At 32.5% G+C, this 6,897-nt stretch carries 6 protein-coding genes; all 6 read left to right on the top strand.

What is annotated here, in order from left to right:
- Positions 1-332: 332 nt before the first annotated feature.
- The 6 genes from RR409_RS02100 to RR409_RS02075 all read left to right on the top strand — a co-directional run bounded on the left by RR409_RS02100 (position 333) and on the right by RR409_RS02075 (position 6,763).
- Positions 333-626, top strand: coding sequence for a CD3324 family protein (locus RR409_RS02100; RefSeq protein ID WP_332556065.1), 294 nt, complete (start codon positions 333-335; stop codon positions 624-626).
- Between the two features lie 482 nt (positions 627-1,108).
- The gene (locus tag RR409_RS02095; RefSeq protein WP_332556064.1) at positions 1,109-2,125 is read left to right on the top strand and encodes a bifunctional glycosyltransferase family 2/GtrA family protein; all 1,017 of its coding nucleotides are present in this window, start codon (positions 1,109-1,111) and stop codon (positions 2,123-2,125) included.
- A gap of 167 nt (positions 2,126-2,292) precedes the next feature.
- Positions 2,293-3,252: a phosphodiester glycosidase family protein gene (locus RR409_RS02090; RefSeq protein ID WP_332556063.1), complete on the top strand. Its 960-nt coding sequence runs from the start codon at positions 2,293-2,295 to the stop codon at positions 3,250-3,252.
- Positions 3,233-3,664, top strand: coding sequence for a hypothetical protein (locus RR409_RS02085; protein WP_332556062.1), 432 nt, complete (start codon positions 3,233-3,235; stop codon positions 3,662-3,664). Before RR409_RS02090 ends, RR409_RS02085 begins: the two co-directional genes overlap by 20 nt.
- Positions 3,665-4,076: 412 nt before the next feature.
- Positions 4,077-5,594 carry a hypothetical protein gene (locus RR409_RS02080; RefSeq protein ID WP_332556061.1) on the top strand — a complete coding sequence of 506 codons (1,518 nt, stop codon included), beginning with the start codon at positions 4,077-4,079 and terminating at the stop codon, positions 5,592-5,594.
- Between the two features lie 212 nt (positions 5,595-5,806).
- A complete protein-coding gene (locus tag RR409_RS02075; protein ID WP_332556060.1) occupies positions 5,807-6,763 on the top strand; it encodes a hypothetical protein in 957 nt (318 codons plus the stop codon).
- The last annotated feature ends 134 nt before the right edge of the window (positions 6,764-6,897 follow it).

Raw genomic sequence — 6,897 nt, 5'->3', positions numbered from 1 at the left:
TATGAAAGGGAAAATATTATGATTTGCAAAAATGACTTAGGATTAAAAACAACTCCTTGCGAAGGCCATAAGAGCTAAATCGGCTATGCTTTGCTTGGAGATTATTTTGTTAAAATAGCTGATGTTGAATTATATGGCTTTGTTAAGTTCTTTTTTAATTAACCTTAAAAAGGACTTCATTTAGTGTGCAATTTTTCAGCATTAGGTGATTTAATAGATGATTTCATAAATTTTTTCCTTTATGTAAGAATGGAAACTGTTGCAAACATAGCTTTGCAACAGTTTTTTTGGTCTTTGCTTCAACAAAAATAAATTTTTGGAGGAGTAAAGATATGAAATATATTAATGCAAACAATGTTTTACCTGAGGATATTTTAAAAATTATTCAAGAATATGTTGATGGTGAATATTTATATATACCTAGAAAAGAGGAAGAACAAAAGAAATGGGGAGAACAGAGTGGCTCAAGAGACACTCTAAAAAGAAGAAATGAAGAAATTTATCTAAAATATATAGAAGGTACTGCAATTTTAGATTTAGCTCAGGAATACTATCTTTCGGATAAAAGTATAAGAAGAATTATTAGTGAACAAAAGAAGGTGCTGATGAAAATTAATACAGAATGATACAGAAATGTGAAAGTCATTTTTGAAACAACATATAAGGTATGATGGGAAAAACTATTTAATGATCCCCAAGCTTCAACCAAGAATTGAAAAGGGCAAAACTTCAAGGTATACCAGTTGTCTCAGATGATGTGAGCAAAAATCCATACATATCTAAAATAAAAGAATAATCTAACTTAAGATTAAAGTATACCCTTTGTAAGGGACATCTAAAAAACTTTCAAGAAGCTAACTAAATATTAAAGTGAGCTTTATTTTCCCTCAGACATATTGTTTGAGGGGATTTTTTTTATGTCATGAGTTTATATATTCTTTCATTTAAGGTGTGTTTAAGGTTGGTTTTATAAAATAAAGTAATGGTGGCTTCCAAGGTGAATGTTTAATTCATTCTTAAAAGTCTTAAAGGAACCAAAGTTGGCCCCTGGACGAATTAAGTTCTAACTTTGGTTCCCTATAGATTAGAAATTAAGGAGGGTAAATCTATGGTAATTTTAATTCCAGCATATGAACCAAGCGAAAAATTAATTAACCTAATAAAAGATTTAACATCTATCTGTGAATATGACATTGTAGTTGTAGATGATGGAAGTGGACAGGAACATAGACATATTTTTGATGCTGTTTCAACTCTTGGATGTACTGTTTTAACTCATAAGAAAAACAGGGGAAAGGGAGCAGCCTTAAAAACTGGCTTTAAATATATAGAAGAAACTAAAGAAGCTATAGGAGTTGTTACAGCAGACTGTGATGGTCAGCATTTACCTAAGGATATTGTGAAAATTGCTGAGTCTATAAAAAATCACAATAATACTGTAGTCCTTGGAACTAGACGTTTTGTAGGGGAAGTTCCATTTCGTAGTCGTTTTGGAAACAGCATTACAAGGTCCATATTCTCCTTTACCAGTGGTGCTAAGGTTTATGATACGCAAACTGGTCTTCGTGGATTTTCAATGGAAATGCTTCCTTGGCTTTGTGAGATTAAGGGTGACAGATTTGAATATGAAATGAATATGCTTTTAGACACTGTGCCAGCAGGTTACAGCTTTTATGAGATTGATATAGACACAGTGTACTTGGAAGAAAATAAATCCTCACATTTTCATCCTTTAAAGGACTCTCTCAGGGTATACCTACCTATCATTAAATTTAGTATGTCTTCTCTTTTGTCTGGGGTACTTGATTTTACGCTTCTAGGAGTAATACAACTCTTAACTTCAAATTTATTTTTATCAGTAGTAGGAGCAAGAATTTGCAGTGCCGTGTTTAACTATACAGTAAATAAGTTTTATGTATTTTCAAAATTTAAGGATGACTCCATCAAAACTTCTTTACCTAGATATTTCATACTAGCAGCTTTCATGATGTTTTTAAATTATGGAGTAATTGGTATGTATTACAGTGTTATAGGTTTTTCCTTATTTTTAGCCAAAGTCTTAACTGAAATAACAATCTTCTTCTTCAGTTACTGGTCTCAAAGAAAGTTTGTATTTGTTAAGTAGAAGTTTATACGAGAAGGACAATAATATTGAGCAATGAGTTATAAATTTATGGATGGTTTTGCATATTTAGGTACATTTCTAAGAATTTTACTTGAAAATGTATTTCTACCCGTAACTTTATTTAAAAATAGTTCTTCTAACTCTTCAAAATGAAAGGATGAAACCAAATGAAAAAAATACTAGCTAGGCCCTATAGATGGGCAGCTATTTACTCTATTATACTGACAGGGGCTATTAGTTTCACACTACTGGATACCTTTGTGCTGCCTAAATCAATAACTAATATTTCAGCAGAAGCAGTACCTTCAAAAGAGTCATCCACAGCATCTTCAGGCTCAACAACCACAAAAGCGGAGGAAGAAACCTCAGTAAACTCTATTGTTCAGTCGGAGGCGGTTGTTACAAGCAAATCCTATGAAGATGAGAATATTAAAATTAACATTGAAACAGTTCGCAATCATGACTCAAACATCTACGTGGCTGATATTCAAGTTTCGAATGCATCATATCTAAAAACAGCTTTTGCAAATAATACTTATGGCCGAAATATAACCGCAACAACTTCTGACATGGCAGAGGAAAACAAGGCTGTATTTGCCATAAACGGAGATTACTACGGATTTAGAGATGGCGGATATGTACTGCGAAATGGTGTAACTTACAGGGACACGGCAAGAAGCGGAGATAATGATGCTTTGATTATAGACAAGGAAGGTAACTTTTCCGTTGTTTCAGAAGGTGACACAAGTTTAGATTCCTTAAGTGACAATGATGCATGGCAGGTTTTATCCTTTGGCCCTGGCCTTGTGGTAGATGATAAAATTGTTGTAGATAGCTCTAGTGAAGTGGGGAAATCAATGTCAAGTAATCCTAGAACTGCAATTGGTCAGATTGATCCTCTTCACTATATTGTAATTGTATCCGATGGGCGTACTAGCGAAAGTGAGGGACTTTCCCTTCTACAACTTGCAGAGGAGTTGAAGGAAAGAGGTTGCAGTGTAGCATATAATCTAGATGGAGGCGGATCCTCAACCATGTACTTTAATGGAGAAATTATAAATAAACCTACAAGTGGTAAAACCATTGGAGAAAGAAAGGTGAGCGACATTGTCTATTTTGGATATTAATAAGAGAAATAATGAAAAACAGCTTAGAAAAACAATTGTAACTTATTTGATATTGTCAGTAACGGCTGTAGTTATAGATAAAGTCTATGGCATTTTTAGTCATGGAGTAGATTCAAAAGCAATGACTTGGATGTTTTTATACCCCTTGATTGGCGGTGCTCTGATTTATTTCATAATTGAAAAGTTTATGCCTCATATTATCAGATTTGAAGGATACCGAGGGTTTTTAAATATTCATAATTCAGGAATAGCAACACTTACTATTGCTAGTTTTTTAAAGGGTATATTTGAAATTGCCGGTACAAACTCCCCCTTTTTACAATACTTCTATATAGTAGGAGTAGCATTCCTCATAGTAGGGTTGGGTATTATGGTGATAATGGTTATAAATCAGAATAAAGTTAATGCATAAAATAGTCCCCCTATTTTATACACTTTTAGCCATTTCACCCTAGGTGTGATTAATAATAACCTTTAGATGATATTTAGATTAATGAATAGTAAAAAAGAGAAGGTGCTTATCCTGATGGGTAGAGCACTTTTTCTTTTTTTTGAGTTTTACGCAACCAAATATTCTATCATTTAGTATGTATAAGCTAGAATTGCCACAGAATTACAAATAGTAGAAGGCTTTGCATAAAAATGCAAAGTTTTAAAAGCCCGTTGTTACTTTTTTTGTTATGTGACAAAAGTGTAAGGAATCTGTATAGTTTTGTAAGGCAAATGAAATGGTGTCAGGAAGCTATGTTTTATATAATAAGAGTGAACTTGGAAACTAGTTTCTAAGTTCAAATTCTAAAATGTTTTTATATGGAGGATTGAAAATGAGACCTTTTGAAATGTTACTGTTCTTATCAAATTTAGGTTTATTTATAACAATATTTTTCTTAAAAAGTAGTATCCGTAAATCTACGTTGCTCATTACAAGTGGAGTAAGTTTTATTTTCCTTATTATCCATTTGGTGGTTGAAGGATATAGGTTACAGCTTCTGTTTCCATATTGTTTCACCATATTCATGTTAATTTGTTCATTCATTTACAATCATAAAACATCTGTGATTCCACAGGGTTTACATGTTATGAGGTTGCCTGGGAGAATTATTATAGTTATGTCTATGGTTATCACCGCAGTTTTAATGTATGTATTTCCTATATTTAAACTACCAATACCAACGGGAGATTTTAAGGTTGGAACCCAAGCCTTTCATTTCATAGATAGAGAAAGGGAGGAAGCTTTTTTAGACACTGCAAAGAGTAAGAGAGAGCTGATGATCCAAGTATGGTACCCAGCAGAAAATACCAGTGGAAAACCAGCTCCATTTATACCTGATACTAAAATCATGAAGCCAATGGCAAAAAATTATGGGCTTCCAGGATTTACATTTGAACATCTAAAGTACGTTCTTAGCCATTCCTATAAAGATGCTGATATCTCTTCTGTACAGAGTTCATATCCTCTAATCGTTGTTAATCCTGGCTTTGGGTCATCTAGAATTCTTCATACGTCGCAAGCTGAGAATCTAGCTAGTCAGGGTTATATAGTTGCAGTCATCGATCATACCTATAACACATTTGCAACAGTATTTCCAGATGGACGAATAACTGCCTGTGAAACCAATAAATATTTTTCAGCTGAAAATGATTATGACACTGAAACAGGTAATCGTGACAAAGTAGGAAAGGTTTTAACTGATGATGTGACTTTTGCTCTCGACCAGTTTGAATTAATGAATTCTGGGGAAATTCAAAGTAGTCTAAAAGGAAAGTTTGATTTGGAACATATAGGTGTATTTGGACATTCAATTGGTGGAGCTACAGCATATGATTCTTCCTATGATCCAAGAATTACAGTAGGTATAAATTTGGATGGAGGGTTATACCTTTTGAATGATAAAATGGGCGCAAATAAACCATTTTCATTCGTTTTTTCAGAAAGCGGATTTCAAAAACTAAAAACTATTATGAATAACTATGTGTATACTGATGAAGAGCTTAAGAAAATGGGAACTACAAGGGAATGGAAAGATAAAGAAATACAAGATAAGAAAGTCGAAATCGAACATATGAGGAAAGTGGCTGATAATGGGGGACAAATAGTGTATATTGAAAATTTGGAGCATTTGAACTTCACTGACGTACAATTCTTTTCACCGATTTTCAAAATCTTTGGAGCAACGGGGAAGAGTGATACTAAAAGAGCTGATTCTATTGTGAACTCATATACCCTTAATTTTTTCGATGCTTTTTTAAAGAATAAAACTGGAAGCTTCATTGAGGAGCAAAATAGCAAGTATCCGGAGGTAAAAGTCGTTACTTCAATGTTTATTACTGAAAAGGAGTAGGGATCAGGTCATTTGCATGAAAAGTGTGTTAATAAATATTAAATGGTATTGGAGTGCCTTCAGTAATCACCGCAATATTAAAAAGGGAAGCTAATAAGGCAACTCACGGATATGATTTTTCTAATTAAGAGAAAATAAATTCCGTGTTTTGAATCGATATTTTTCTTATGGCATAGTATGTTATTAGAAGCAATATTTAGAGGAGTAATTATATGGGATATGAGGAATTCCGTTATAAAACACATAAAATACCCTATAGTGATGATTTTTATATATTAGACTACAAACATATGGACATCAATGGTGATAATATTGAAGATGATATATATTTAATTGGGAAAAGAGATAATTTTATTGCAAGAAATTTTGCACATGATATAAGACTTGTAGTTTATGATTCTAAAACTAACAGATATTGTACTGTTGGATTAGGATTTAATTATGGCTACAATTCGAGAATTGAGTTGCAAACAATGAACCATAGCATAGTGAATATTATTATCTGCATAGATTCAGGAGAGCTGAAGTCGGTGCCTTTTCACTATATATATAATTATGTAAATAATAGGCTTGTTAAAATCTATGATTATGAAAAGGATACTAGCCATCGGGAGTTTAATGCAAATAATATAATTGGAGAAAATCAAGAGAAGCAAGAAAATAAAACATCAAGTATAGATATTTCTGATGTGAAGCCTATATATTCGGAAACTGAAAGGGATATAAACCTTGAAGAAGCAATAAGAAAAGAATATGTTTTAAATGAAAAAGGTATTAGATATTATTATAATAAAGTAGATCTTAATGATGATGGTGTTCCAGAAATTTTTGCATATCTTGTTGGTAGTAGTGTTTGTTGTAAAATAACTGGAGCATGTCAAGCAGCAATTTTTAAAGTTGAACATGGACAATATAAATTGTTATCAAAAATTATACTTATTAAAAAGCCTCTCATTATAAGTGATGAAAGGACTAATGGGTATAGGGATATTATAACAATGGTTGATAGTGGTGAAGAGAGTAATGTTTTTGTAAGAACACGGTATGATGGAATAACTTATCCAATGGTCCCCTATCTTCAATCAAGGGTTAAAGAGGCAACAAAGATCTACGGTATATCCGTTGTTTCAGATGAGGAGAGTAAAAATCCAGGTATAACTATAAAATAAAGAGAATCCAACTAAGCACCTTGTTTAGCTGGATTTTTTTATGTGGTTTGAGCTTATCTTTTTTGTGGCATAAAAAGATAGCTTATAGGAAAAAGATGTGAAAGTCATACTAAATTTTCATTATGAATAAAAAT

The organism is Clostridium sp. (genome assembly GCF_036642255.1).
Taxonomy (GTDB): Bacteria; Bacillota; Clostridia; order Clostridiales; family Clostridiaceae; genus Clostridium_J.
Note: the sequence above shows the minus strand (reverse complement) of the source record. Positions and strands in the feature narration are given on the sequence as shown.